26 protein-coding genes are annotated in these 25,435 nt (G+C 72.8%); 14 read left to right on the top strand and 12 right to left on the bottom strand.

Annotated features, from left to right (window positions below; all coding sequences use genetic code 11):
• Positions 1 to 29 precede the first annotated feature (29 nt).
• Entirely contained in the window at positions 30 to 776 is a 747-nt protein-coding gene (locus AB0M99_RS24440) for a class I SAM-dependent methyltransferase (protein WP_365923800.1), read from the top strand.
• Positions 777 to 824: 48 nt separating this feature from the next.
• On the opposite strand, the gene AB0M99_RS24435 is transcribed toward AB0M99_RS24440, so the two are convergent.
• From AB0M99_RS24435 to AB0M99_RS24425, 3 genes are read right to left on the bottom strand one after another with little or no spacing between them, the layout of a single operon-like run.
• Positions 825 to 1,811: an acyl-CoA dehydrogenase family protein gene (locus AB0M99_RS24435; protein ID WP_365923798.1), complete on the bottom strand. Its 987-nt coding sequence runs from the start codon at positions 1,809 to 1,811 to the stop codon at positions 825 to 827.
• Positions 1,811 to 2,956: an acyl-CoA dehydrogenase family protein gene (locus AB0M99_RS24430; protein WP_365923796.1), complete on the bottom strand. Its 1,146-nt coding sequence runs from the start codon at positions 2,954 to 2,956 to the stop codon at positions 1,811 to 1,813. Before AB0M99_RS24430 ends, AB0M99_RS24435 begins: the two co-directional genes overlap by 1 nt.
• Positions 2,956 to 3,423, bottom strand: a complete 468-nt coding sequence (locus AB0M99_RS24425) for an enoyl-CoA hydratase-related protein (protein ID WP_365923794.1) — start codon at positions 3,421 to 3,423, stop codon at positions 2,956 to 2,958. Before AB0M99_RS24425 ends, AB0M99_RS24430 begins: the two co-directional genes overlap by 1 nt.
• Before the next feature lie 79 nt (positions 3,424 to 3,502).
• Between AB0M99_RS24425 and AB0M99_RS24420 the strand changes: the two genes are divergently transcribed.
• From AB0M99_RS24420 to AB0M99_RS24410, 3 genes are read left to right on the top strand one after another with little or no spacing between them, the layout of a single operon-like run.
• Positions 3,503 to 4,285 carry an SDR family oxidoreductase gene (locus tag AB0M99_RS24420; protein WP_365923906.1) on the top strand — a complete coding sequence of 261 codons (783 nt, stop codon included), beginning with the start codon at positions 3,503 to 3,505 and terminating at the stop codon, positions 4,283 to 4,285.
• A 33-nt stretch (positions 4,286 to 4,318) separates the two neighbouring features.
• The gene (locus tag AB0M99_RS24415) at positions 4,319 to 4,927 is read left to right on the top strand and encodes a TetR/AcrR family transcriptional regulator (RefSeq protein WP_365923904.1); all 609 of its coding nucleotides are present in this window, start codon (positions 4,319 to 4,321) and stop codon (positions 4,925 to 4,927) included.
• A gap of 23 nt (positions 4,928 to 4,950) precedes the next feature.
• Positions 4,951 to 6,108 carry an acetyl-CoA C-acetyltransferase gene (locus tag AB0M99_RS24410; RefSeq protein ID WP_365923792.1) on the top strand — a complete coding sequence of 386 codons (1,158 nt, stop codon included), beginning with the start codon at positions 4,951 to 4,953 and terminating at the stop codon, positions 6,106 to 6,108.
• Positions 6,109 to 6,223: 115 nt separating this feature from the next.
• Here the strand turns inward: AB0M99_RS24410 and AB0M99_RS24405 are convergent, their stop codons facing one another.
• Positions 6,224 to 6,862, bottom strand: a complete 639-nt coding sequence (locus AB0M99_RS24405) for an SIMPL domain-containing protein (protein WP_365923790.1) — start codon at positions 6,860 to 6,862, stop codon at positions 6,224 to 6,226.
• Between the two features lie 444 nt (positions 6,863 to 7,306).
• On the opposite strand from AB0M99_RS24405, the gene AB0M99_RS24400 reads away from it, so the two are divergent.
• Positions 7,307 to 7,510, top strand: coding sequence for a cold-shock protein (locus AB0M99_RS24400; protein ID WP_112447913.1), 204 nt, complete (start codon positions 7,307 to 7,309; stop codon positions 7,508 to 7,510).
• Between the two features lie 232 nt (positions 7,511 to 7,742).
• Positions 7,743 to 9,305 carry a DEAD/DEAH box helicase gene (locus AB0M99_RS24395; protein WP_365923788.1) on the top strand — a complete coding sequence of 521 codons (1,563 nt, stop codon included), beginning with the start codon at positions 7,743 to 7,745 and terminating at the stop codon, positions 9,303 to 9,305.
• A gap of 90 nt (positions 9,306 to 9,395) precedes the next feature.
• Here AB0M99_RS24395 and AB0M99_RS24390 read toward each other — a convergent pair whose 3' ends face one another.
• From AB0M99_RS24390 to AB0M99_RS24370, 5 genes are read right to left on the bottom strand one after another with little or no spacing between them, the layout of a single operon-like run.
• On the bottom strand, positions 9,396 to 10,322 hold the full coding sequence (locus tag AB0M99_RS24390; protein ID WP_365923786.1) for a tyrosine-protein phosphatase: 927 nt from the start codon (positions 10,320 to 10,322) through the stop codon (positions 9,396 to 9,398).
• Between the two features lie 31 nt (positions 10,323 to 10,353).
• Positions 10,354 to 11,421, bottom strand: a complete 1,068-nt coding sequence (locus AB0M99_RS24385) for a nitronate monooxygenase (RefSeq protein ID WP_365923784.1) — start codon at positions 11,419 to 11,421, stop codon at positions 10,354 to 10,356.
• Between the two features lie 4 nt (positions 11,422 to 11,425).
• The gene (locus AB0M99_RS24380) at positions 11,426 to 12,148 is read right to left on the bottom strand and encodes a CoA-transferase (RefSeq protein WP_365923782.1); all 723 of its coding nucleotides are present in this window, start codon (positions 12,146 to 12,148) and stop codon (positions 11,426 to 11,428) included.
• Positions 12,145 to 12,996, bottom strand: a complete 852-nt coding sequence (locus AB0M99_RS24375; protein ID WP_365923780.1) for a CoA-transferase — start codon at positions 12,994 to 12,996, stop codon at positions 12,145 to 12,147. The genes AB0M99_RS24380 and AB0M99_RS24375 overlap by 4 nt, the downstream gene beginning before the upstream one ends.
• A complete protein-coding gene (locus AB0M99_RS24370) occupies positions 12,993 to 13,748 on the bottom strand; it encodes an enoyl-CoA hydratase family protein (protein ID WP_365923778.1) in 756 nt (251 codons plus the stop codon). Before AB0M99_RS24370 ends, AB0M99_RS24375 begins: the two co-directional genes overlap by 4 nt.
• Positions 13,749 to 13,804: 56 nt before the next feature.
• On the opposite strand from AB0M99_RS24370, the gene AB0M99_RS24365 reads away from it, so the two are divergent.
• The gene (locus tag AB0M99_RS24365; RefSeq protein ID WP_365923776.1) at positions 13,805 to 14,569 is read left to right on the top strand and encodes an SDR family oxidoreductase; all 765 of its coding nucleotides are present in this window, start codon (positions 13,805 to 13,807) and stop codon (positions 14,567 to 14,569) included.
• A 1-nt stretch (position 14,570) separates the two neighbouring features.
• Complete coding sequence (locus AB0M99_RS24360; RefSeq protein WP_365923774.1) at positions 14,571 to 15,479, top strand: SDR family oxidoreductase; 909 nt, start codon at positions 14,571 to 14,573, stop codon at positions 15,477 to 15,479.
• A gap of 223 nt (positions 15,480 to 15,702) precedes the next feature.
• Here AB0M99_RS24360 and AB0M99_RS24355 read toward each other — a convergent pair whose 3' ends face one another.
• Together AB0M99_RS24355 and tnpA are read right to left on the bottom strand one after the other, a co-directional pair.
• The gene (locus AB0M99_RS24355; RefSeq protein ID WP_365923772.1) at positions 15,703 to 16,383 is read right to left on the bottom strand and encodes an HAD family acid phosphatase; all 681 of its coding nucleotides are present in this window, start codon (positions 16,381 to 16,383) and stop codon (positions 15,703 to 15,705) included.
• Positions 16,384 to 16,572: 189 nt separating this feature from the next.
• Positions 16,573 to 16,989: an IS200/IS605 family transposase gene (gene tnpA, locus AB0M99_RS24350; RefSeq protein WP_365923770.1), complete on the bottom strand. Its 417-nt coding sequence runs from the start codon at positions 16,987 to 16,989 to the stop codon at positions 16,573 to 16,575.
• 26 nt (positions 16,990 to 17,015) lie between these two features.
• Between tnpA and AB0M99_RS24345 the strand changes: the two genes are divergently transcribed.
• Positions 17,016 to 17,927: a transposase gene (locus tag AB0M99_RS24345; RefSeq protein WP_365923768.1), complete on the top strand. Its 912-nt coding sequence runs from the start codon at positions 17,016 to 17,018 to the stop codon at positions 17,925 to 17,927.
• Positions 17,928 to 18,031: 104 nt separating this feature from the next.
• Here AB0M99_RS24345 and AB0M99_RS24340 read toward each other — a convergent pair whose 3' ends face one another.
• A complete protein-coding gene (locus AB0M99_RS24340) occupies positions 18,032 to 18,952 on the bottom strand; it encodes a hypothetical protein (protein WP_365923766.1) in 921 nt (306 codons plus the stop codon).
• 152 nt (positions 18,953 to 19,104) lie between these two features.
• On the opposite strand from AB0M99_RS24340, the gene AB0M99_RS24335 reads away from it, so the two are divergent.
• The 5 genes from AB0M99_RS24335 to pepN all read left to right on the top strand — a co-directional run bounded on the left by AB0M99_RS24335 (position 19,105) and on the right by pepN (position 25,395).
• A complete protein-coding gene (locus AB0M99_RS24335; protein WP_365923764.1) occupies positions 19,105 to 19,881 on the top strand; it encodes a serine protease in 777 nt (258 codons plus the stop codon).
• A 235-nt stretch (positions 19,882 to 20,116) separates the two neighbouring features.
• The gene (locus tag AB0M99_RS24330) at positions 20,117 to 20,773 is read left to right on the top strand and encodes a response regulator transcription factor (protein WP_365923762.1); all 657 of its coding nucleotides are present in this window, start codon (positions 20,117 to 20,119) and stop codon (positions 20,771 to 20,773) included.
• Between the two features lie 478 nt (positions 20,774 to 21,251).
• Entirely contained in the window at positions 21,252 to 22,400 is a 1,149-nt protein-coding gene (locus tag AB0M99_RS24325; RefSeq protein WP_365923760.1) for a histidine kinase, read from the top strand.
• Between the two features lie 122 nt (positions 22,401 to 22,522).
• Entirely contained in the window at positions 22,523 to 22,834 is a 312-nt protein-coding gene (locus AB0M99_RS24320; RefSeq protein WP_365923758.1) for a chorismate mutase, read from the top strand.
• A 41-nt stretch (positions 22,835 to 22,875) separates the two neighbouring features.
• Entirely contained in the window at positions 22,876 to 25,395 is a 2,520-nt protein-coding gene (pepN, locus tag AB0M99_RS24315) for an aminopeptidase N (protein WP_365923756.1), read from the top strand.
• Positions 25,396 to 25,435 lie beyond the last annotated feature (40 nt).

The following is a 25,435-nucleotide window of genomic DNA, read 5'->3' as shown; positions in this document are numbered from 1 at the left end:
CCGGCGGGCGCGGCGCGAACAATGGGGCCATGACCGCAGCCTCCCGCGCCCCGGCAGCCGCCCGAGCCCGCTCCTTCGACCGTGCCGCCGCCCTGTACGGGGCCAGCCGGCCCGGGTATCCCGAGGCGTTGTACGACGCCGTCGAGGAGTTGGCCGGGCTGCCGCTCGCCGGGGCGCGGGTGGCCGACGTGGGGGCCGGGACCGGCATCGCGACCGGGCCGATGCGTGCCCGAGGGGCCCGGGTGATCGCCGTGGAGCCCGGGGACGGCATGGCCGCCGAGTTCCGCCGCGCGCATCCCGGGATCCCGGTCGTGCGCGGGGACGGGGACCGGCTGCCGCTCGCCGACCACGGCTTCGACCTCCTGACCTACGCCCAGTCCTGGCACTGGACGCACCCGGAGCACTCCGTCCCCGAGGTCCGCCGCGTGCTGCGCCCCGGCGGCGCACTGGCGCTCTGGTGGAACGACCTGGACGGCGCCGTGCCGTGGATCGCCGAGCAGGACGCCCGGATCCGGGAGCTCTTCTCGGCCATGGAAGCCACCGTCCGCGCACTGCCCGTGGGGCTCGAATTCACCACCCGCGAGGTCCGCTGGTCCCGCCGGATCCCGCTGGAGGCGCACCTGGCCAACCACTCCAGCCACTCCGCGTTCCTGCTCCTCGGCGAGCCCGGGACCTCGGCGTTCATGGACGCCGAGCGGGAGCGGCTGAGGCCGCTCTTCCCCGACGGCACGGTCGAGGAGCAGTACGTCGTCACCCTCTCCGTGGCGTGCCCGTGAGCTGAACCGGCACGCCCGCGCCACCGCGCCCGGGCCGCCACGCCCGCGCTACCGCACCCGCGCCCGGAGGACCGCCGCCCGGCACTGTGCGGGCGTGCCCCAAGCGTCGCGCAGCGGGCGGGCCTTGCGCAGCCACAGGGAGAGGTCCAGCTCCTGCGTGTAGCCGACCGCGCCGTGCAGTTGGAGCGCCGTCATGGCCGAGGCGTACGCCGCCTCGCCGGCGGTGAGCTTCGCCGCCGCGACGTCGCCCGCCTCCAGGGAGAGGGCCGCCGCCCACAGCAGCGGCCGGGCGAACTCCAGCCCGAGCAGGGTGTCCGCCAGCCGGTGCTTGACCGCCTGGAAACCGCCGATCGGCGTGCCGAACTGGGTGCGCTGCTTCGCGTACCCCACCGTGCGGGCCAGGAGCGACTCGCCGACGCCGAGGCACTGGGCGGCCGTGAGCAGCCGCGCCCAGCGGCCGGCCGACTCCGCCGCCGCCACCACCCGCGGGCCCGACGCGAGGAGTTCACCCCCGGGGGCCGGGAGCGAGAGCCGTCGCGCCGGGTCCGTGGACGCCAGGAGCCCGCCCGGGCCGTCGCCCGCCAGCCGGAGCTCGCCCGCCTCCGACACCGCGAAGCGGTACGTCGCCGCGTCGGCGTCCAGGGCGTACGGGGATCCGCCCGGCAGGGTCAGCGTCGCCGAGGCCTCGCCCGCCACGAGACCCGGGAGGAACCGCTTCGCCAGCGCCCCGTCCCCGAGCCCGGACAGCAGGACCGAGGCGGCCGCCGTCTCCACCGCCGGCCCCGGCACCCCCGCCCGGCCCAACTCGACGAAGCCGAGCGACAGTTCCAGCGGCAGCAGCCCGGCCCCGTCGTACTCCTCGTCCGCGGCCAGGGCGAACAGCCCCGTCCGGGCCAGCCGCCCCCACAGCGCCCGCCCGGGGCCGTGGTCCCCGCAGCCCCAGGCCCGTACCGTCGCGGGGACGTCCGCGGCCCCGAGCAGGTCGTACAGCGTACGGGCGAAGTCCGACTGTTCCCCGGTCGGCAGGAAGTGCATCAGCGGCGGCCCTTCGGGAGGCCGAGCAGCCGCTCGGCGATGATGTCGCGCTGGATCTCGTTCGTCCCCGCGTAGATCGGGCCGGCCAGCGAGAAGATCCACGGCTCGGCCCATTCGCCTTCCGCGAGCTCCGCGTCCGGCCCCAGCAGGTCGAGTGCCGTCTCGTGCAGGGCGATGTCGTACTGCGACCAGAACACCTTGTTCAGGCTGGACTCGGCGCCGATCGCCGCGCCCGCCGCGAAGCGGGAGGCGCCCGCCCAGGTGAACAGCTCGTAGGCGCGCGCCCCGACCACCGCGTCCGCGACCCGGTCCCGCATTGCGGTGTCGGACGGATCGCCCGCCGTCCGCCACAGCGACACCAGCCGGTCCGCCGCCGCCAGGAACCGGCCGGGGGAGCGCAGGGTGAGCCCGCGCTCGTTGCCGGTGGTCGACATCGCGATCCGCCAGCCCTGGCCCGGCTCCCCGATCACGTCCGCGTCCGGTACGAACACCTCGTCCAGGAACAGCTCCGCGAAGGCCGGTTTGCCGTCGAGCCGCCCGATGGGCCGCACCGTCACCCCCGGCGCACGCAGGTCGAACATCAGATAGGTCAGCCCCTGGTGCGGCTTCGGGGCCTCGGGATCCGTGCGGAAGATGCCGAACGCCCGGTCGGCGAAGGCCGCCCGCGAGGACCAGGTCTTCTGCCCGGACAGCAGCCAGCCGCCCCGGGTGCGCACCGCCCGCGCCTTCAGCGAGGCCAGGTCGGAGCCCGACTCCGGCTCGGACCAGGCCTGTGCCCAGATCACCTCGCCGCTCGCCATGGACGGCAGCACCCGGGCCCGCTGCTCCGCCGTCGCGTGGTCGAAGAGGGTCGGCGCGAGCAGGTTGATGCCGTTCTGGGAGACCCGGCCCGGCGCGCCCGCCGCCCAGTACTCCTCCTCGAAGACCAGCCACCGCTCGATGTCCGCGCCCCGGCCCCCGTACTCCTCGGGCCAGGACACCACCGACCAGCGGTCGGCGTGCAGCAGGGCCTCCCATTCCCGGTGGGCCGCGAAGCCCTCCGCGGTCTCCAGGGAGGGCAGGGGCGTGGCGGGCACGTGCGCGGCCAGCCAGGCCCGCGCCTGCTCCCGGAAGGCCTCCACTTCCGCCGAATGGGTGAGGTCCATCAGGTGTTCGCCTCCTTCAGGGCGGCGATGCCGACGCCGCCGAGCGAGTCCGCGGCCGTCTCCGCGTTGTGCGCGTGCGCCAGGTGGTGCAGGGCGAACACCGAGTCCATGCCGGTGTGCATCCCCTGGAGGTCCTCGGCCTGGTTGACGGCCCGCTTGGTCAGCGCCAGCCCGAAGTCCGAGTGGTCCCACCACAGCCCGGCCCGCCGCTCGAAGGGCAGGTGGGCGTCGCGCGCGGGAGTGCCGATGTCGTGGCCCGCCGAGAAGTGCCCGCCGGCCCCGGCGAGGACGGCCACCTTCACCTCGGGGTCGCCGGCGGCCCGGTAGAAGGCGTCGTCCAGGGCGTAGGTCATCGCGCCGTTCTGCGCGTTGCGGTAGCGCGGCCGGTTCATGGTCACGTACGCGACCGGCCCGCGGCGCTCGTAGAGCACCACGGGGGCCTCGTCGTCGGCGGGGGGAGCGGGCATGCGCACATCCTTCCCTAACAAGTGTTTGGTAGGTTAACGTACGGCCATGAGCAGCGTCGAGGACCAAGGAGGTACGGGCATGAACCCGCCCGAGTACACCGCCGGGCACGGCCTGCTGACGGGCCGCGCGGCCGTCGTCACCGCCGCCGCCGGCGCCGGGATCGGCGGAGCCACCGCCCGCCGATTCCTGGAGGAGGGCGCCCGCATCGTCATCGGCGACGCGCACGCCCGGCGCCTGAAGGAGACCGAGGACGCGCTCGCCGCGGAATTCGGCGCCGACCGCGTCACCTCCCTGCCCTGCGACGTCACCGACGAGGAACAGGTGCGGGCCCTGTTCGCACTCGCCGAACAGACCCACGGCGGCCTCGACATCGTCGTCAACAACGCCGGACTCGGCGGGACCGCCGACCTCGTCGACATGACCGACGAACAGTGGGGCAAGGTCCTCGACGTCACCCTGAACGGCACCTTCCGCTGCACCCGCGCCGCACTGCGCTCCCTGAAGGCGTCCGGCCGGGGCGGAGTCGTCGTCAACAACGCCTCCGTCGTCGGCTGGCGCGCCCAGACTGGCCAGGCCCACTACGCGGCCGCCAAGGCCGGGGTGATGGCACTGACCCGCTGCGCGGCGCTGGAGGCGGCCGAGTTCGGCGTACGGGTCAACGCCGTCGCCCCGAGCCTGGCCATGCACCCGCACCTGGTGAAGGTCACCAGCGAGGAACTGCTGCGCGAACTGACCGCCCGTGAGGCCTTCGGCAGGTACGCCGAACCCTGGGAGGTCGCCAACGTCATCGTCTTCCTGGCCAGCGGCTACTCGTCGTACATGACGGGCGAGACCGTGTCGGTCAGCAGCCAGCGCGCGTAGGCCGAGAATGGACGCGTGCCAACCAACGAGCCGATGCAGAAGAAGAAGCCGCAGGTGACGGCCTCGCCCGAGCGCCGTCGAGAACTCCTCGCCACCGCCGCCGAGGTCTTCGCCGCGCAGGGCTACAACGCCACCACCGTCCGCAAGATCGCAGACGCCGCCGGCATGCTCGCCGGCAGCCTCTACTACCACTTCGATTCCAAGGAATCGATGCTCGACGAGATCCTCTCGGCCTTCCTGAACGAGCTGTGGCAGGGCTACGACACCGTCCTCGCCGCGGGCCTCGGCCCCAGGGAGACCATCGAGGCCCTCGTCACCGAGTCCTTCCGGGAGATCGACCGGCACCGCGCCGCCGTCGCGATCTACCAGAAGGAGTCCCGGCACCTGTCGGTCCAGCCCCGCTTCCACTACCTCTCCGACTCGCAGCAGAAGTTCGAGAAGGCGTGGCTGGGGACGCTGGAGCGAGGGGTCGCCGCCCAGGTCTTCCGCGCCGACCTCGACATCCGCCTCACCTACCGCTTCGTGCGCGACACGGTGTGGGTGGCGGCGTCCTGGTACCGGCCGGGCGGCCGGCACAGCCCCGAGGAGATCGCCCGCCAGTACCTGTCGATGGTGCTGGACGGGATCGCCGTACGCACCTGACCCGGAAACCCCGAGGAGTCCCGATGCCCGAGGCCTACATAGTCGAAGCGGTACGCACCCCCGTGGGGCGGCGCAAGGGGGGCCTGTCGGCGGTCCACCCGGCCGACCTCGGCGCGCACGTCATGAAGGCGCTGGTCGAGCGGTCCGGAGTGGACCCGGCCGCGGTGGAGGACGTGGTCTTCGGCTGCCTCGACACGGTGGGACCGCAGGCGGGCGACATCGCCCGCACGGCCTGGCTGGCGGCGGGCCTGCCGGAGGAGGTGCCCGGGGTCACCATCGACCGGCAGTGCGGGTCCTCGCAGCAGGCGGTGCACTTCGCGGCGCAGGGCGTCATGTCCGGCACGCAGGACCTGGTGGTCGCGGGCGGCACCCAGAACATGTCGATGATCCCGATCGCCTTCGCGTCGAGGCAGGCGGCGGAGCCGCTGGGCTTCACGCAGGGCCCGTACGCGGGGTCGGCGGGCTGGCGGGAGCGGTATGGCGACGCCCCGGTGAACCAGTTCCACGGCGCGCAGCTCATCGCCGAGAAGTGGGGGATCACCCGGCAGGACATGGAGCGGTTCGCGCTCTCCAGCCACCGGCGGGCGATCCGCGCGATCGACGAGGGCCGTTTCGAGCGGGAGATCGTGCCGTACGGGGACATGACGGCGGACGAGGGCCCGCGCCGGGACACCACCCTCGAAAAGATGGCGACCCTGAAGCCGGTCCTCGAAGGCGGCACCATCACGGCGGCGGTCTCCTCCCAGGTCTCGGACGGCGCGGCGGCCATGCTGCTGGCCTCCGAGCGGGCGGTACGGGAGCACGGCCTGCGCCCGCGCGCCCGCATCCACCACCTCTCGGTGCGCGGCGAGGACCCGATCCGCATGCTGTCGGCGCCGATCCCGGCCACGGCGTACGCGCTGAAGAAGACGGGCCTGTCCCTGGCCGACATCGACCTGGTGGAGATCAACGAGGCCTTCGCCCCGGTGGTCCTGGCCTGGCTGAAGGAGACCGGCGCGGACCCGGAGCGGGTGAACGTCAACGGCGGCGCGATCGCACTCGGCCATCCGCTGGGCGCGACGGGGGTGAAGCTGATGACGACGCTGCTGCACGAACTGGAACGCACGGGCGGCCGCTACGGCCTCCAGACCATGTGCGAGGGCGGCGGCCAGGCCAACGTGACGATCATCGAGCGCCTGTAGCCCCCGGCGGGAGCGACGCCCGGCGGGCGGCGGCCGGAAGCCGCCGCAGGTCGACGAAGCCCGTGAGGCCCCCGGGCCGAGTGGTGCGAGTGGCCCGCCGCCGCGCCCGCTGCGGTCAGGGGAGCAGGGCGAAGCCGAGCAGGACGGCGGCCTCGACGCGGACCGAGCCCGGGGAGAGGGTGCCGTCCTCCTCGGGATCCCCGCCCGTGCGGCGGCCGTGGCTGCGGCTGCCCATCGACTCCGGGTCGACGTCCTCGATGTGGATCACCGGGCCCAGCCGGATCCCGCACGCCTCCGCGTAGACCTCGGCCTTGCGCCGCGCGGCCCCGACCGCCCGGCGCCGGGCCTCGTCGCGCATCGCGGGCTTGTCCTCGACCTCGAATCGCACGGCGTCGACGCGGTTCGCGCCGGCCGCGACCGCGTCCTCGATCAGCAGGTCGAGCCGGCCGAGGGCCGCCGTCTGCACGGTGTAGGTGGCCTCGCAGCCGTAGCCGCGGAAGGTGCGATCCGCGCCATATCCGTTGTACTGCGACGTCAGCGCCAGCCGTGAGCCGGAAACGTCCGAGTCGGGTATGCCGTGCTCCCGCAGGGTGGCCCGCAGCCGGGCCACCGCCGCGCCCGCTTCGGCGAAGGCCTCCTTCGGGGTCGGGGCGACGAGGTCGACCGCCAGGTCCACGTGGGCGAGTCTGGGTTCGGCGGACACACTGCCCGCCCCGAGCACACTGAGCCCCCAGGGCTCCTTGATCGCTGCCATGCGCGGATTCAATCACCCGTTCCCGGCGGCCGACGGGCGGCTGCTGCGTCGGATCGCCCGCGAGGGCCTCGCGAACGCCGCCACATACGCCCCCGGCTCCGCCGTCCGGGTGAATCTGCACACCGATGACGGGGAGGCGGCTGGACGTGGTGAACACCGCCCCGGAGGGGGAGCGGATCGTCCTCGACCCGGGCGGGACGGGCCTCCCCGGGCTCCGCGCCGCCCTCGCCGAGGTGGGGGGCACGTTGCGGGCCGGAGCCGCTGGGGACGGAGGTCACATACTCGCCGCCACCCTCCCCGACCGACGTGTGCTAGCTTAGAGGCGTTGCAGTTGTGGTACCCATGAACTTTATGTGCGCCTGACGGGAATGTTCCTCAGGCGCTTTTATTGTTTTGCCGGAATCTCCGGATGGGGCCCTTTGCCGCCTATTCAGGAGATTTAAAATGGCACTTGGCACCGTGAAGTGGTTCAACTCGGAAAAGGGCTTCGGCTTCATCGAGCAGGACGGCGGCGGCCCGGACGTCTTCGCCCACTACTCGAACATCGCCACCCAGGGCTTCCGTGAGCTCAACGAGGGCCAGCGCGTGTCCTTCGACGTCACCCAGGGCCAGAAGGGCCCCCAGGCGGAGAACATCCTCCCCGCCTAAGGCATTCCACACGCCGGGGTCCGCACCGAACAGGTGCGGGCCCCGGCGTGTCTGCTGTTTCGACCACTTGTTTTACCTGCCGGTTTCAGGAGGGCTTTCTCGCATGACCAGCTCCAGCTCCGCACGACCCAGCCGCCGCCCCACCCGGGGTCGAGGTGCGGCCCAGGGGCGTCCGAAGGCTGGCGCGGGACGGCAGAAGTCCGCGCCCGTGGCCAGGCCCCAAGAATTCACCATGCCCGAACCGCTGACCCCGGCCCTGCCGCCGGTCGCCGCGTTCGAGGACATGGACATGCCCGAGGCGCTGCTGAAGACCCTCGCCGCCCAGGGCGTCACCGAGCCGTTCCCGATCCAGGCCGCGACGCTGCCGAACTCGCTCGCCGGCCGTGACCTGCTCGGCCGCGGCCGTACCGGCTCCGGCAAGACCCTGGCCTTCGGACTGGCCCTGCTGGCCCGTACCGCCGGCCGCCGCGCGCAGCCCAAGCAGCCCCTCGCGCTGGTCCTCGTACCGACCCGCGAGCTCGCGCAGCAGGTCACCGACGCCCTGGCCCCCTACGCCACGTCCGTCAACCTGCGCATCGCGACCGTCGTCGGCGGCATGTCGATCAACCGGCAGTCCGGCGCCCTGCGCCGCGGCGCCGAGGTGCTCGTCGCCACCCCCGGCCGCCTGAAGGACCTCATCGACCGCGGTGACGCCGACCTCTCCCAGGTCGCCATCACGGTCCTCGACGAGGCCGACCAGATGACCGACATGGGCTTCATGCCGCAGGTCACGGCGCTGCTCAAGCAGGTCGAGGCCGACGGCCAGACCATGCTGTTCTCGGCGACCCTCGACAAGAACATCGACAAGCTCGTCAAGATGTTCCTGACCGACCCGGTCGGCCACTCCGTCGACCCCTCGGCCGGCGCGGTCACCACCATGGAGCACCACGTCCTGTACGTCATGGACGAGACCGACAAGAAGGCCGTGGCGACGCGTATAGCCGCTCGCGACGGCCGGGTGATCATGTTCGTCGACACCAAGCGCGGGGTCGACCGCATGGTCAAGAAGCTCCTCGCGGACGGCGTCCGCGCCTCCGGCCTGCACGGCGGGCGCTCGCAGCCGCAGCGCAACCGCACGCTGGACTGGTTCAAGACGGGCGAGGTCACCGCGCTGGTCGCCACCAACGTGGCCGCCCGCGGCATCCACATCGACGACCTCGACCTCGTCGTCAACGTGGACCCGCCCACCGACCACAAGGACTACCTGCACCGCGGCGGCCGTACCGCCCGCGCCGGCGAGTCCGGCAGCGTGGTCACCCTGGTGCTGCCCGACCAGAAGCGCGACATGACCCGTCTGATGTCGGACGCCGGGATCTCCCCGCGCACCGCGCAGATCAAGTCCTCCGACGAGGAGCTGTCCCGGCTGACCGGCGCCAAGGAGCCCTCGGGCATCCCCGTGGTCCTGGACGTGCCGCAGCCGACCCCGCCGCGCCAGCGCTCCGCCGGCCAGGCCGGTGGCGGCTCCGGCGGCGGCGCCCGCCGCCGCTCGGGCGGTCCGCGTACGGGCTCCGGTACGGGCGCCGCCCCGGCCGCCGGCGGTGGCCGCGGCCGCCGCTCCGGTGGCGGCAGCGCCGGGCAGGCCCCCGCGTCCGGGTCGGGCCAGGCCCGCCGGGGCCAGGCCGGCCAGGGTGGCGGGGCCGCGGGCTCCGGCGAGCGCGGCCGGCGTACCGGTGGCGCCCCCTCCGGCGGTGCGGCCGGGGCTTCGGCCCGCAGCCGCGTCGGCCAGGCCGGCCAGGGCCGCCGCCGCTCGGCCTGACGGCACGCGGCCGTAGCGGCCAGTAGCAGACACGGAGGACGCCGGGCAGCGCACATGCGCCGCCCGGCGTCCTCGTGTGTGCGGGGACGGTCAGCGGACCATCTTGTCCTGGAGCTTCGCCAGGGTCCGCAGGTCCAGGCCGAGGCCGTTCGTCAGGTAGCCGTAGAAGCTGCCGTAATCGGCCTCGATCTGCGCGGTCGCCGCGTTCAGGTAGTCCTGGCGGACCTCCTGGAGCGGGATCAGCAGGTCCGGGTTCTGCATCCGGCCGGACTGCTTCAGCCCGGCCCGCACCTGGGCGTCGTAGGCGGCGCGGAAGGTGTTCGACGCCAGGTAGTCGCCCGCGGCCGCGCTCTCGGGGACGGCCAGGGAGCGCAGCAGTACGTAGCTCATCCACCCGGTCCGGTCCTTGCCGGAGGTGCAGTGGTAGAGGAGCGGCCCCTGCCGGCCGTCCGCGGCCTCCCGCACGGTGGCCGCGAACTGCGCCCGGTTCTCGGGGCTGGTCACGAAGGTGCGGTAGATGTCGCGCATGTAGGCCTCGGCGCGGCCGCCGCCGAGCATCTGCTCCTGCTTCACGGGGTCGGCGCTGGAGATCGCCCCGACCAGGGTCCCGTACAGGCCGAGGTCGCTGATCGGGCGGGAGGCGGGGGCCAGGCCGGCCGGCAGCCGGTCGGCGCCGTCGTACTGGAGCTCCATCGGGATGCGGAAGTCGACGACCTTCGTGAGGCCCAGACCGGAGACGGCTGTGATGTCCGCCGGGGTCAGCTTGCTCAGCGCGTCGGAGCGGTAGACCAGCCCCTGGCGGACCTGACCGCCGGTCCAGGTGCGGTATCCGCCCAGGTCGCGGACGTTGACCGCGCCTTGGAGGGGGATCTGGCGAATCGTTTCTGCTTGCTGGTGGTACCGGGCGGCGGGCACGGCCGCGGGCGCGGGCGCGGCGGACGCGGCGGCGGGCAGCGCCCCGATGGCGAGGGCGGAAGCGAGCACCGCGGTCGCCAGGCGGATTCGGACACGGCTCATCGGTGGCAACTCCTGTGGCGGAGAAGGGGGATCACCCTGCTGGTGGCAGGGTGCGGAACGCGTGCAGTGCTTCGAGTGCCTGTTGTGCCTCGGCCATGACGCGGCTGACGAGCTCCGCACAGGAAGGCAGATCCTCGATCACCCCCGCGACCTGGCCCGATGCCATGACGCCGAGGTCCGTACGGCCCTCGACCATGGACGCCTTGAGGAGCATCGGGGTGTTCGCGGCAAGCAGCACCTGGCTCCACGACAGGTCCTTGCCGTGCTTCATCGCCAGCCCCTCGCGGACCATCCGCGACCAGGTCAGCCCGGAGATCCGGCGGAAGCCGGACGCGTGCCGCACCGCGCGCAGCAGCGCCCGGGCGCGGCCCGCCCGCTCCAGCGACTCGACCAGTTCGCTGCGCAGCATCCGGTGCGGCAGCCCGTCCACGGCCGTCGTCACCATCACGTCCTTGACCGTGGCCCTGAGGTACTCGGCCTTGACCGACTCCGGGACGGTGGAGTCGGAGGTCAGCAGGAACCGCGTGCCCATCGCGATGCCGGCGGCCCCGTACGCGAGCGCCGCCACCAGGCCGCGCCCGTCGCAGAACCCGCCGGCCGCGACCACCGGGATGTCCACCGCGTCCACCACCTGGGGCAGCAGCACGGTCGTGGCCACGTCCCCGGTGTGGCCGCCGCCCTCGCCGCCCTGCACGATCACCGCGTCGGCGCCCCAGGCCGCGACCTTCTCCGCGTGCCGCCGGGCCCCGATGGACGGGATCACGACCACGCCCGCGTCCTTGAGCCGTGCGATCAGCTCCCTGGACGGGGCCAGGGCGAAGGAGGCGACCCGTACGCCCTCGTCGATGATCAACTGCGCCCGCTCGGCCGCGTCCCCGGCGTCCGCGCGCAGATTGACCCCGAAGGGGGCGTCCGTACGGGACTTGACCTCCCGGACCGCCGAGCGCAGCTGCTCCGTGGTCATCGTGGCCGAGGCCAGGATGCCGAGCGCGCCCGCGCCCGCCGCCGCGGACACCAGCCGGGGGCCGGCGACCCAGCCCATGCCCGTCTGCACGATCGGGTAGCGGGTCCCGACCAGCTCGGTGAATGCCGTCTCCATGGCCTCAGACCCGCACTTCGCGCTCGCGCAGGCCCTTGGGGTCGATGACCTCGCGGATCAGCCGCAGCTCCTCGGCGGTCGGCTCGCGGGTGTACGGGACCTCCTCCGCGACGGCCAGTTCGAAACCGGTGGCCGCCCGGACCTGCTCGACCGTGACCCCCGGATGCACGGACGCGAGCCGCATGCAGTGGCCGGGGCCGGAGAAGTCGAAGACGCCCAGATCGCTGACCACCCGCGGCAGCCGGTGGAAGCGGGTCACCCCGGCCGTCTCGGCGCGGTCGTGGCCCACCCCGCTGACCATGTCGACGCGCTCGACGAAGACCCGGGTGGAGTGCTTGGGGATCCAGTAGCTCACCGGGTTGTTGAGGGTGTTCACCGGAGCCCCGCGCACCCCCAGGAGCTGACGGGCCGGCCGCTCCCAGTCCCCGATGCAGGAGATGTTCTGGTTGCCGAACCGGTCGATCTGGCTGGCGCCCATCATCACGTGCCGCCGCCCGCCGGTGACCATCGTCAGGTGCCGCCGGTACGGGAGCCAGCCCTCGGCCGTACCGTCGAGCCCGACCAGCATGGCCTCGCCGTCGGTCAGCAGCAGGTCGGGGGAGAAGGTCCGCTTGGCCAGCCGCGCCCCGAAGGAGGGCACCAGGCCCATCGGGCTGGCCAGCACCTCGCCGTTGTCGCGCCAGGCCTCGGCGCAGGCGATCACGCAGTACTCCGCACGGCTGGTCACTGCTGCTCCTCGTGCCAGGCCCGGACGGCCTGTTGGTAGTCGTGCTCGCCCGCGCCGGAGAGGAAGCGCCCGGCGAACTCGGGCCAGGGGGTGGTCGCGTACAGCTTCTGGAAGGCCTCGTCGCGCTCGTAGTCGGGGACGCAGGAGGTGAAGTGCGCCCCGTTCGGGGTCTCCACGACGCCGGTGACGGTGTGCCGGCTGACCAGGAGGGACTGCGGGGGGCCGGACTTGGAGAGCTCGGCGGTCTCCACGAGCTGCTCGCAGGAGACGTACGCGGCATCGGCGGCCTCGCAGAACAGGTCGTCGAAGTAGGGGTCCGGGCCCAGGTACTGGGCGTTGCCGAGCCGGTCGGCGCGGTTGAGGTGGACCAGGGCGGCGTCCAGGCGCAGGGCCGGGACCGCGACGAACTCCTCGCCGTCGGCGTAGGGGGAGGTGACGGTGCGCAGTTCGGGGTTGACCCGCATGACGTCGGAGCCGAGGCCGGCGCGGACGGGGAGGAAGGGGAGCCGGTTCGCGGCGGCGTGCAGGCCCCACATGAACATGGCCTCGTCGAACTCGGTGAGGGTGAAGGCGGCGCGCTCGCGCGCGGCCCGGAAGTGCGGCTCCAGGGGGATGGAATCGAGCGTCGCGAAGGGGGCGACGAGCTTTCGGATCCGGCCCGCGGCGGCGAGCAGCCCGACGTCGGGGCCGCCGTAGGAGACCACGGTGAGATCGGTGATCTCGGAGCGGAGCAGTGCCCGCACCAGGGCCATGGGCTTGCGCCGGGACCCCCAGCCGCCGATGCCGATGGTCATGCCGCTGCGCAACTGGCCGACCACCTCTTCGGGGGTCATGGTCTTGTCCGTCATGCCGTGTCTCCCTGTCCCTTCCCGAAGGTGTCGCGGACCCGGTCGGCGACACCGCTGAGGTTGGCCTCGAAGGTGAAGCCCTGCTCGAAGCGGTAGCTGCGGCGTACGTCGACGGGGTCGATGCCGTTGATGGCCGCCTTGGCCAGCCTCAGCAGGTAGCCGTCCTTCTTCGCGATCTCGGCGGCGAGTTCCAGGGCGGCGGGGCGCAGTTCCGCGCGCGGGACCACCTTCCACACCGAGCCGTGGGCGTGCAGTTCGGCGGCGGTCGCGGTGCGCGAGGTGTAGTAGAGGGTGCGCATCAGGTGCTGGGGGACAAGGCGGGCCAGGTGGGTGGCGGCGCCGAGCGCGCCCCGGTCCAGCTCGGGCAGCCCGAAGGTCGCGTCGTCGGAGGCCACGATGGCGTCGGCGTTGCCGACCAGGCCGATGCCGCCGCCCAGGCAGAACCCGTTCACGGCCGCGACGACCGGCACCTCGCACTCGTAGACGGCGGCGAAGGCCTCGTAGCAGCCCCGGTTGGCGCCGATGAGCGAGGCGTGGCCGGTGTCGCGCTGCATCTCCTTGATGTCGACGCCGGCGTTGAATCCGCGGCCCTCGGCTGCCAGGACGACGCACCGGGTCTCGGGGTCGCGGCCGGCGGCGCGCAGTGCGTCGGCGAGGTCGTACCAGCCCTGTACGGGGAGCGCGTTGACGGGCGGGAAGTCGACTGTGACGAGGGCGATGCCCTTGTCGGGGCTTGAGGTGGAGACACCCATGAGAGGATCAGCTACCTTTCCACCAAACATTTGTTAGGTGAGGAAGGTAGCAGCCGATGGAGCTCAACGGGAGGGTTGTCGTCGTCACCGGCGGAACCCGGGGCGTCGGCGCCGGGATCGCGAAGTCGTTCCTCGCGGCGGGGGCCCGGGTCGTGGTCTGCGCCCGGCGGCCACCGGAGGCGCCGGTGGCCGCCGAGGGCCGCGAAGCCTCCTTCGCGGCCGTCGACCTGCGCGATCCGGCCGCCGTGCAGGGGTTCTTCGAGGGGGTCGCGGCCCGGTACGGGCGGCTCGACTGCCTGGTGAACAACGCGGGCGGGACCCCGTACCGACTGCTGGGGGAGGGCGGGGCCGAGCGGCACGCACGGGTCGTCGAGCTCAACCTGCTCGCCCCGATGACGGCCTCGCTGGCCGCCTACCCCTGGCTGCGCGGGGCCGGCGGCTCGGTGGTGATGATCGGCAGCGTCAGCGGCACCCGGCCCTCGCCGGGCACGGCGGCGTACGGGGCGGCCAAGGCGGCCCTGGAGAACCTGGCCCGCTCCATGGCCGTGGAGTGGGCCCCCGAGGTACGGGTGAACTCGCTGGTCCTGGGCATGGTGCGGACCGAGCTGTCCCACCTGCACTACGGGGACGAGGCGGGCGTCGCGGCGGTCGGTGCGACCGTCCCGCTGGGGCGGCTGGCCGAGCCCTCGGACATCGGCGCCGCGGCGGTGTTCCTCGCCTCCGACCGGGCGGCGTACGTGAGCGGGGCGAGCCTGCTGGTGCACGGGGGCGGGGAGCGCCCGGCGTTTCTGGATGCGGCAACTGTGAACAGGGAGAGCTGACATGGGCATTGCTGAAGGCCGGGTGGTCGTCGTGACGGGCGCGGGGCGGGGGCTGGGCCGGGCCCACGCCCTGGCCTTCGCGGCGCAGGGGGCGCGGGTCGTCGTCAACGACCTCGGGGTCGGCCTCGACGGGCTTCCGGGCCCGGACGGCCCGGCGGCGCAGGTCGCCGCCGAGATCCGGGCGCTGGGCGGCGAGGCGGTGGCGCACGGCGGGGACATCGCGACCACCGAGGGTGCGGCCTCCCTCGTGGCGGCCGCCCTCGACGCCTACGGCCGGCTCGACACCCTGGTCAACAACGCGGGCTTCCTGCGCGACCGGATGCTCGTCAACCTCGACGAGGACGACTGGGACGCGGTGATGCGGGTCCACCTCAAGGGGCACTTCCTGCCGCTGAAGCACGCGGCGGCCTGGTGGCGGGCGGAGGCGAAGGCGGGCCGCCGGGCGGCGGCCCGGGTCGTCAACACTTCCTCCGGGGCCGGACTGCTGGGCTCCGTGGGGCAGGGCAACTACAGCGCGGCCAAGGCCGGCATCCTCGGCATGACCCTGGTCGCCGCCGCCGAGATGGGCCACTACGGGGTCCAGGTCAACGCCATCGCCCCGGCGGCGCGGACCCGGATGACCGAGCGGACCTTCGCGGAGACGATGGCGGCGCCGGCCCCGGGCGCGTTCGACGCGATGGCCCCGGAGAACGTGTCCCCGCTGGTGGTCTGGCTCGGCTCCGACGCCTCGGCCGGGGTCACCGGCCGGGTCTTCGAGGCGGAGGGCGGCCGGATCACGGTGATGGAGGGCTGGCGCCCGGGCCCCACCACCGACCGGGGCGCGCGGTGGACCCCGGCGGAGGCGGGGGAGGCGGCGGCGAAACTCCTCGCGGCGGCCGAGCCTCCGCACCCGGTGTACGGGGCGCGCTGATGCCCTGACCGGGGAAAGGCGCCGGGCCCGGCCCCCTGGCGAGGGGTCGGGCCCGGATCCCTGACTCGTGCGATGGGGTATCACTACCCACTGCGTGCACTCGCTGAACCGCAGTAACCCGGCCGCGTCTGCGGAGGAGTGCGTTCCGCCCCGCCGCGCCGGGCGTACGAGCCGGGCACACGGGCCCGGCATGCGAGCCGGGCGCACGCACGAGCCGGTTCGCTCAGGAGAGCTTGCCGCCGTAGTCCGGGAGCTTGACGGTGCGTTCGGCGTGGCCGCCGACGAGGTCGCTCTCGTTGTTGCCGATGTTCGCGATGATCGTGTAGCCGCGCGCCTCGATCTCGGCCCGCTTGGCCGTCTTGTACGCGCTGACCTGGCCGAACAGCGCGGGCAGGTCCCGGACGTAGAGCCCCGAGACCGGGTAGCCGACGGCCTTGAGGTTGCGCTCGGTCAGGGAGTACACGATCCCGGGCCGGGCGGTGACGAAGAAGATCGCCACCCCGCGGTCGTTCGCGTACCGGGTCAGCTCGCGCACCTTGGCGATGGCGGGGGTCGGGAAGGTCCAGAACCAGTGGAAGTCCGTCTCAAGCGACGAGTTGTCGATGTCGAGGACGATGGCGGGCCGCTCGCCGGCCGGCGCGGCGGCGATGCGCGCCTCGATCGCGGGGCGGGCCGCGTCGATGACGGTCGCGACGTCGCGCTGCCAGGTGGCGTAGTCGATGCCGAGTATCGCGGCATTGCCGCCGGGGGCGGACGCGCTCGCGCTCACCCCGGCGGACGTGGCGGCGGGGGCTGCGGCGGGTGCGGCCTGGGCGGCGGCGGCCGGGACCAGCGCCAGGACGGCGGCCGCGGTGGCCACGGCGGTGGCGGTACGGGTCGAACGGGTGCGGCGGGTGCTGCGCATGGGGGGACGCTCCTCGGTCACGTATTGGCATGTACGCGACCAGACTGGGCAATGGCCGACCCTATGTCTACTGGCTGGTAAGTAACTTTTCGTGGCCGGGTGGTGAACCCCCGCTACCGGGACTAGTCGCAGTGCATCGGGCTTTGGCCCGGTGGTGAAGCGATTCTCAGGACTGCTCTGACCCGCGCGTCACGGCGGGCGATTCTGCTGCTCGATGTACTGATGGACCATCGACAACGGGGCCCCGCCGACTGACCCGGCAAAGTACGAGCCGGACCAGAGTCGTTGTGCCCGCCAGTAGTGGCGGACGAGGTCGGGGAACTCCTGGCGGAGTCGGCGGGAGCTGACGCCCTTCAAGCTGTTGACCAGCTTGGACAGGGCGACCTTCGGCGGGAGGTTCACCAGGAGGTGGACGTGGTTGTTCTCGCCGTTGAACTCGACCAGCTCGACCTCGAAGTCTGCGCAGACGCTGCGCATGATCTCTTCGCACCGTGTGAGGTGCTGGTCGTTGAAGACCTCGTGCCGGTACTTCGTCACGAAAACCAAGTGGGCGTGGAGGATGAAAGTGCAGTGCCGACCTGTGCGAATGTTCTGATACTCAGTCATAAACCAACCGTAGTACGATCGTTGGTATGCAGCTGCGGTACTCCTTCCGCGTGTACCCGCACGCCACCCAGCGCACGGCGTCGGCAAGGGCGTTCGGGTGCGCCCGCGTGGTCTGGAACGACGGGCTGCGTCTGCGGCAGGACGCCTACAAGCAGGGCCTTGACCGGCCGAAGGCGGCACAGCTGTCGAAGCGGTTCGTCACCGAGGTGAAGAAGACCGAGGGACGTGCCTGGCTGTCCGAGGTGTCGGCCGTGGTCCTCCAGCAGTCCCTGCGGGACCTGGAGACCGCGTACTCCAACTTCTTCGCCTCGAAGAACGGCACCCGCAAGGGCCCGAAGACGGGGCCGCCGAAGTTCAAGAAGAAGTCCAGCCGCCAGGCGGTCCGCTTCACCATGAACGCCCGGTTCTCCATCACCGCCGACCGCAAGCTCCGGCTCCCGAAGATCGGCGATGTCAAGGTCCGCTGGTCCCGTGAGCTTCCCTGCGCCTCGTCGTGCGTGACCGTGATCAAGGACGCCTCGGGCCGGTACTTCGCCTCGTTCGTGGTGGAGGCCGAGGACGAGTCGTTGCCCGAGCTGGACCTGGACACGACCGAGACCGGTATCGACCTGGGCCTGTCCACGTATGCGGTCCTGCGCGGCCGGAAGATCAGCTCGCCGAAGTTCTTCCGCCGCCAGGCCAAGAAGCTCAAGCGGGCGCAGCGCAAGCTGTCCCGTGCCAAGAAGGGCTCGAACAACCGGCGCAAGGCCAAGCTCGCCGTAGCGAAGGTCCATGCCCGCGTCGCTGATCAGCGACGCGACTTCATCGAGCAGGAAACCACCCGGATCACGCGCGAGAGCCAAGCCGTGTACGTGGAGGACCTGAACGTGAAGGGCATGGGGGGCGCATCGTGGCCGAGGGACGCCCGGACACGTAAAACGCCTGCGGAGCCCACGTAAGACCCGGCATGCCGGGCAGCGGGTGATGAAACAGGAACCACCACGCACCCGCTGGAAACAGCGGCGGCACGGTGGGAATCTCCCGCCTTCAGGCGGGATGAGCGTCAAGTATCGCATTCCAGGACGGTGCGGCACAGCCCGCACCGGGCCCGGACGGGGCCGCGCACCGGCAGGCGCAGCCGCTGCTCGCACACCGGGCAGCAGAAACTCACCCGCAGCCCGGGGCCGTGCCCCTCGAAGCGGTACGCCGCCCCGCCCCCCGGGGCGGATGCGGCGGACGCCTCGGGCGCCACGGTCGCGGCCGCCCGACGGTCCCTGGCGTAGCGGCGGCGCTCGATGCGGCCCGCCGCGGCCAGCGGAGCCCGGCGCAGGTCCCGGGCGGCCAGTGCGCGGCCGCGCACGTAGGCCTCGTACGCCTGCGGGCTGGTGAACCAGGCGGAGAGGTCCTCGCCGAACAGGCTTCCGCGCTTGGCCAGGACGTAGCCGAACTCCTCCGGGGTGAGGTAGCCGAGCTTCTGGTGGGTGAGCGCGTCCTCGCGGTACGCGTCGAGCAGCAGCCAGCCGACGCCGAGGTAGGCGGCGGCGGTGTCGGTGAGGATCTCGTCGGCCGCGGTCGTGGGCAAGCGCAGATCCAGCCGGTGCAGCAGGACGTGCGTGGCCTCGTGGGCCAGGGCGGCGGCCAGGTCGCGGCGGTGGGTGCGGAAGCGGTTGTTGACCTCGACGAAGTACTCCGGCCCGGCGGCCAGTTCCACGGTCGCCGCCTCCGCCATCGGCCGGAAGCCGACCACCATGCGGGCGTCGGGCAGCCGTAGCGCGCGGACCATCGCGGAGGCCACCCGGTGCGCGCCGAGGTGGAGGTCCTCGGTGTCGTCGAAGGCCGCGTCGGCGGGGGCGAAGGGGGTCGCGTAGGCGAGGACGCCCTCGTAGGAGAGCCGCCGCAGCAGCGTGGTGATCGAGGTGCGCACGGCGTCCAGGTGCGGAAATCCGTGCTGGATCGGGCTGCCCTGCCTGCCGTTCTCCGTCATGCGAGCCTCCTCGCGGCAAACCCTGGCGCCGGCGCCCGAAGTTGTCCGAAAACGCGTTCTTGTTCTCCCGTGCGCGGGCGGTGTGACATGGACGCGTCATTTACCCGATGACGCGCACGGCCCAACCCCCCACGAAAGGCAGTGTGTCGACTGTGTCCACCCTTGCCCGATTCCTCAAGCGCACCCTCGCCGTCGGAGCGGTCGCCCTCGCAGCCGTCAGCCTCCAGCCCGCGGGCGCCACGGCCTCCCCGGTACCCGTCGTCGGCGGCACCCGCGCCGCCCAGGGCGAGTTCCCCTTCATGGTCAGGCTCTCCATGGGCTGCGGCGGCGCCCTCTACACCCAGCAGATCGTCCTCACCGCCGCGCACTGCGTCAGCCGCTCCGGCAACAACACCTCCATCACCGCCACCGCCGGAGTCGTCGACCTCCAGAGCTCCAGCGCCATCAAGGTCAAGTCCACCAAGGTGCTCCAGGCCCCCGGCTACAACGGCACCGGCAAGGACTGGGCCCTGATCAAGCTCGCCAAGCCCATCAACCTGCCCACCCTCAAGATCGCCGAGACCAAGCAGTTCGACAACGGAACCTTCACCGTCGCAGGCTGGGGCGCCACCCGCGAGGGCGGCGGCCAGCAGCGGTACCTGCAGAAGGCCACCGTCCCCTTCGTCTCGGACGCCGACTGCCAGGCCGCGTACGGCAGCTCCCTCGTCCCCGGCGAGGAGATCTGCGCCGGCTTCCTGGACCAGGGCGGCGTCGACACCTGCCAGGGCGACTCCGGCGGCCCGATGTTCCGCCGCGACAGCACCAACGCCTGGATCCAGGTCGGCATAGTCAGCTGGGGCGAGGGCTGCGCCCGGCCCGACTACCCCGGCGTCTACACCGAGGTCTCCACCTTCGCCGCCGCGATCAAGAGCGCGGCCGCCGGGCTCTGAGCCCGTCTCGTCCTTCCGGCCCACGCGATCCGGGCCGGAAGGACGAGGTGCCGTGCCCCGAATGTACGTAAGGTCTGATGCAGTACCGCGAGGCTGGAACACCGCTGTCCCCGCCTCGCAACACCCCTCCGACGGCCCGCGGTGCGGTTGCGGGCCGACGCGCGCGCAGGTCCCATGGGAAGAACCCACCGGGTGGGGAAGCGCAGGCAGCGGGCGACAGTGGGGCAGGCAGCGCATGACGATCAGAGTGGTCATCGCGGACGACCAGGAAATGGTCAGGACCGGATTCCGGATGATCCTCGAAAGCCAGCCGGACATCGAGGTCGTCGCCGACGTGATCGACGGCGAAGCCGCGCTCGCGGCCGTCGCCGCGCACCGGCCGGACGTACTCCTCCTCGACATCCGCATGCCGAAGCTCGACGGACTCGAAGTCACCCGGCGACTGTCCGGGCAGGAAAGCCCGCGCATCGTCATCGTCACCACCTTCGACCTCGACGAGTACGTCCACGCCGCACTCCACGGTGGCGCGTCCGGCTTCCTCCTGAAAGACGCGAGCCCGGCCATGCTGGTTGAAGCGGTCCGGGCGGCGGCCGTCGGCGACTCGCTCGTCTCTCCCGCCATCACGGTCCGGCTGCTGCGCGAGATGGCACCCCGCATCCCCGCCGCCCAGGCCGCCCGCCGGCCCGTCGAACCCCTGACCGACCGGGAACGCGAGGTCGTACGCTGCCTCGCGCGCGGCCTGACCAACGCGGAGATCGCCGGCGAGCTCTTCGTCTCCCTCTCCACCGTCAAGACCCACCTGGCCAACGTCCAGGCCAAGCTGGACGCCCGCAACCGCGTCGAAATCGCCGCCTGGGCCTGGGAAAGCGGCCTGGCCGCCAGCCCGGCGTGACCCCCACCCCCGACGCCGCCGCCGCCGGCCGGGCCCGGCCCCGCCGCCGCGCCCGCGCGATTGGCGGCGCCCGCCGGATCCGGCCCCGCGGGGGTGTCGGCCCCGCCGCGGGTCCCCCTGCGGGGGGCTGTGCGGGCACGGGCCACCGCTGCGCGGGCCGCACCCGCGGGGGCCGAGCCTGGTGGGGCCGCTGCGCGCACGCTTCCTGGGGCTCCGCCCCAGACCCCGCGCCTCAAACGCCGGCGGGGCTGGATTCGGCTGATGCCACCGAGTGCGCGGGTGCCGCCCGCGCCGCTGCGGCCGGTACCCGTACAGCCCCCCGCGGGGGCGCGGCCGGTATCCGCACAGCCCCCCGCGGGGGCGCGGCCGGTACCCGTACAGCCCCCCGCGGGGGCGCGGCCGGTATCCGCACAGCCCCCGGCAGGGGGACGGCCGGTATCCGCACAGCCCCCGGCAGGGGGAGCGGCGGGGCCGGCCTATGAGCCCCCTCGCGACATGGGCCCGCCGCCACCCCCAGGCCGCGGACTGGATCCGCCTCCTCCTCTCCCTCGTCCTCCTCGCCCTCGTCACCTTCGAAGGCGTCGTCCTGGCGCGCCAGCCCAGCGCGCCCCACGCCGCCGTGTGGGTCTCCGGCATCCTCGTCTGCCTCAGCGCAGCGCCCTGGCCCGGCATCCCCCTCCTCGGCCGCGCCTGGTTCGCCGCCGCCGTCACCTGGACCGTCACCCTCCTCCTCGTCTTCAGCAACCACCCGGTCGTCGTCTGGGGCGGCGGCGAAGCCATCGCCCTCCTCGTCCTGCTCTCCCAGGTCCTGCTCCGCGCCCCCGCCCGCACCGCCGCCGTCCTCGGCCCGCTGCTCGGGCTCGGCTGCATGGCCGTACCCGTCCGGGACACCGACCCCGGCCGGTTCACGCTGCTCTTCTCCGTGCTGACCGTCGTCGTCGCCGCGTACTCGCTGCTCCTGCGCCTCCAGTCCGTCCAGCGCGTCCGCGACCTGCGCGCCGTACGCACCGCGGAACGCCTGGAACTGGCCCGCGAGCTCCACGACCTCGTCGCCCACCACGTCACCGGCATCGTCGTCGAGGCACGCGCCGCCCGCTTCACCAAGGTCTCCGCCGAGCGCGCCGAGGAGATCTTCGGCCGCATCGAGACCGCCGGCGACGAGGCCCTCGGCTCCATGCGCCGCCTCGTCAAGATCCTCCGCGAGGACGACGGCGCCGGCGCCGCAACCGCCCCCGTCGCCGGCCTCGCCGACATCCGCGTACTCACCCAGCGCTTCGCCGTCACCGGGCCGCCCGTCGTCCTCTACATCCAGGAAGACCTCGCCGAACGGCTCCCCGCCCACGTCGCCGCCACCGCCCACCGCATCGTCCTCGAAGCCCTCACCAACATCGGCAAGCACGCCGCCACCGCCACCGCCGTACGGATCGGCCTGCGCACCGTCCCCGTCGGCCTGGAGGTCCGCATCGCCGACGACGGCGGCCGCCCCGCCAAACTCTCCGACCAGGCCCGCGGCGGCGGCTACGGCCTCGCCGGCATGGCCGAACGCGCCGAGGCCCTCGGCGGCTCCCTCACCGCCGGCCCGGCCCCCGAAGGCGGCTGGCTCATCACGGCGATCCTGCCGCTGTAACCGGCCGACCGGCGGCGCGGGAGGAGGAAGCACAGGCTCCGGGGCGGGTTCCGGCCAGGTTCCCGTCTCACTGGCCGACTGGCCGAAGAACCATCGCGGACCTCCGCGTATTCTCGGGGACCATGAACAACAGCGACATCGACGAGAACGCCGCCGCCGAGCTGGTACGTCTGCGGGACAGCATCGACAACATCGACGCGGCCGTGATCCACATGCTCGCCGAGCGCTTCAAGTGCACGCAGCAGGTCGGCTACCTCAAGGCCCAGCACCACCTGCCCGCCGCCGACCCGAGCCGCGAGGCCCGGCAGATCGCCCGGCTGCGCGAGCTCGCCGAGAACGCCAAGCTCGACCCCGCATTCGCCGAGAAGCTCCTCAACTTCATCATCGCCGAGGTCATCCGCCACCACGAGACGATCGCTGCCGGCGAAGAGTAGGCCCCTGGGGCCCCGCGCCGTTTTCCGGCAGCATGAGCCCCATGTCCGCACTGACGCGCAACGAAGCGCAGCTCCGAGCCCAGTTCCTCGACGTCCGGCACTACGCCGTCGCCCTCGACCTCACCGGCGGTGAGGAGACCTTCGACTCCACCACCGTCATCCGGTTCGCCACGCGCACCGCCGGAGACACCTTCGTCGAACTGAAGCCGGACGAACTGCACTCCGCGGAACTCGACGGCAACCCCGTCGACCCGGCCACCCTCACCGGGAACCGCCTCCCGCTCACGGGCCTCACCGAAGGCACCCACGAGCTGCGGATCCACGCCCGCATGCACTACTCCCGCACCGGCGAAGGACTGCACCGCTTCACCGACCCCGCGGACGGGGAGGCGTACGTCTACACCCAGATGTTCATGGACGACGTCCAGCGGGTCTTCCCGGCCTTCGACCAGCCCGACCTCAAGGCCGTCTTCGAGTTCACCGTCACCGCCCCCGCCCACTGGACCGTCCTCGCCAACGGCGTCACCACGCGCACCGGCGACCGCGACAGCGACGGCGCCGGCATCTGGCGGTCCGCCGCCACCCCCGTCATCTCCACCTACCTCGCCGCCGTCGCCGCCGGCCCCTGGCACAGCATCCGCACCGAACACGCCGGACTGCCCTTCGGCATCCACTGCCGGCAGTCCCTCGCCCCCCACATGGACGCCGACGCCCAGGAGATCCTCTCCATCACCACCGACTGCTTCGACCGGTACCACGAGAAGTTCACCGAGCCCTACCCCTTCGACTCCTACGACCAGGCGTTCGTCCCCGAGTTCAACGCCGGCGCCATGGAGAACCCGGGCCTGGTCACCTTCCGCGACGAGTTCATCTACCGCTCCGCCGTCACCGACACCGAGCGCCAGACCCGCGCCATGGTCATCGCCCACGAAATGGCCCACATGTGGTTCGGCGACCTCGTCACCCTGCGCTGGTGGGACGACATCTGGCTCAACGAGTCCTTCGCCGAATACATGGGCTACCAGACCCTCACCGAAGCCACCCGCTTCACCGAGACCTGGACCGACTTCGCCGTCACCCGCAAATCCTGGGGCTACGACGCCGACCAGCGCCCCTCCACCCACCCCGTCGCGCCCGACCCCGACGCCGTGCCCGACACCGCCTCCGCCCTCCTCAACTTCGACGGCATCTCCTACGCCAAGGGCGCCTCCGCCCTGCGCCAGCTCGTCGCCTGGCTCGGCGAGAAGGACTTCCTCGCGGGCATCAACACCCACTTCGCCCGCCACAAGTTCGCCAACGCCTCCCTCGCCGACTTCGTCGACTCCCTCGCCGCGCACACCGACCGCGACGTCCACGCCTGGGCCGACAGCTGGCTGCGCACCACCGGCATCGACACCCTCACCCCCCGGATCGAGGAGAGCACGGCCGACACCGAAGCCGCCGCCGGCTGGACCCTCACCGTCGACCGCCGCGGCAGCCGCCCCCACCGCATCGCCGCCAGCCTCCACGACCACGCCCCCGACGGCGCCCTCGAACTGCGCGAGACCCTCGAACTCGACGTCCCGAGCGACGAGGTCCTCTCGGTGAGCGGCCCCCGCCCCTCCCTCCTCGTCCTCAACGACGGCGACCTCACCTACGCCAAGGTCCGCCTCGACGGGGAATCCCTCGAAACCGCCCTGCGCTCCCTCTCCCGCATCGCCGACCCGCTCACCCGCGCCGTCGTCTGGAACTCCCTGCGCGACATGGTCCGCGACGGCGAACTCGCCCCCGAGGAGTACCTGGCCACCGCCCAGGCCCACGTACCCGCCGAGGCCGACCTCGCCATCGTCCAGGGCGTACTCACCTTCGCCCGCACCCAGGTCGCCGACCGCTACGTGACCCCCGGCCAGCGGACCGCGGCGCTCGCCGTCATCACCTCCATCGCCCGGGACCTGATGCGGCGCACCGAGGACGGCTCGGACCCGGGCATGCGGCTCGCCGCCGTACGCGTCTTCATCGACAGCGCCACCCAGCCCGACACCCTCACCGCCTGGCTCGCCGACGGCGCCGTCACCGGCGGCCCCGAACTCGACCCCGAACTGCGCTGGCGCATCCTCGCCCGGCTCGCCGTCCTCGGCGCCGTCGGGGAGCGCGAGATCGACGCCGCCCTCGCCGCCGACCCCAGCGCCACCGGCGAGGAAGGAGCCGCCCGCTGCCGCGCCGCGCTCCCCACCGCCCGGGCCAAGGAAGCCGCCTGGCAGCGGCTGTTCCACGACGACTCCCTGTCCAACTACCTCTTCACCGCCACCGCCCAGGGCTTCTGGCAGCCCGAACAGGCCGACCTCGTACGGGACTACGTCGCCCGGTACTACCCCGAGGCCGTCTCCCTCGCCGCCCGCCGCGGCCCCGCGATCGGCGAGGCCGCGGGCCGCTGGGCCTTCCCGGGCCACGCGGTGGACGAGGCCAACCTCCGGGCCGGCCACGCCTGTCTGGCCACCCCAGACCTCACCCCGTCCCTGCGCCGCAAGCTCGCCGACCACCTGGACGACCTGTCCCGAGCCCTCCGCGTCCGCACCCCCTGATCCGACGGCCCCCGGCGTCACCCCGCCCCCGCCCCGCGGG

The organism is Streptomyces sp. NPDC051183 (assembly GCF_040682455.1).
Taxonomy (GTDB): domain Bacteria; phylum Actinomycetota; class Actinomycetes; order Streptomycetales; family Streptomycetaceae; genus Streptomyces.
Note: the sequence above shows the minus strand (reverse complement) of the source record. Positions and strands in the feature narration are given on the sequence as shown.